Origin of the sequence: Pseudomonas sp. HMWF021 (assembly GCF_003061005.1) — a bacterium.
GTDB lineage: Bacteria > Pseudomonadota > Gammaproteobacteria > Pseudomonadales > Pseudomonadaceae > Aquipseudomonas.
Genome location: NZ_QAIK01000170.1, coordinates 43,060 through 43,651, shown reverse-complemented (window position 1 = coordinate 43,651; position 592 = coordinate 43,060). Strand labels below are relative to the sequence as shown.

The following is a 592-nucleotide window of genomic DNA, read 5'->3' as shown; positions in this document are numbered from 1 at the left end:
TGACGTCTACAACAGCATCGAAGGGATCACCGGCTCGAAATTCAACGATACGTTTTTCGCCGACAGCCGCGCGATTGCGTTTGACGGTGGGGCCGGCATCGGCTGGGACACCGTGGATTACTCGGCGTCTGCCGAAGCGGTCAACGTCGAAATTCGTCCGGGCACCTCTTCAGTGGCGACCGGCGGTGATGCACAGGGCGACACCCTGACCAACATCGATAAAGTCATCGGTTCGGCGTTCAACGATACCTTCACTGCGGCGGCTATCAGCTACGCGACCTTCGAAGGTGGCGCCGGTGACGACATCTACTACGTCAATGGTGGCGGCGTAACGGCCATCGAGCAGGTCGGTGGCGGTAACGATGAAGTGCGGGTCACCTACAAGGAACACACCCTGGCGGCGAACATCGAGCGCATGACCTTTACCGGCACGGGTGCTTTCAGCGGTAAAGGCAATGACATCGACAACATCATCACCGGTGGCGCGGGTAACGACACGCTACAGGGCGGTGGCGGTGCCGATCAGTTCTTCGGTGGCGCGGGCATGGACATCGTGTCCTATGACGACAGCACCGTGGGTGTGAGCATCAAT

1 protein-coding gene is annotated in these 592 nt (G+C 59.6%); it reads left to right on the top strand.

Going from position 1 to position 592, the window contains the following annotated elements:
- Positions 1 to 592 (top strand): calcium-binding protein (locus DBR18_RS29885; RefSeq protein WP_371921151.1); only part of this gene is annotated, 592 nt, incomplete at both ends.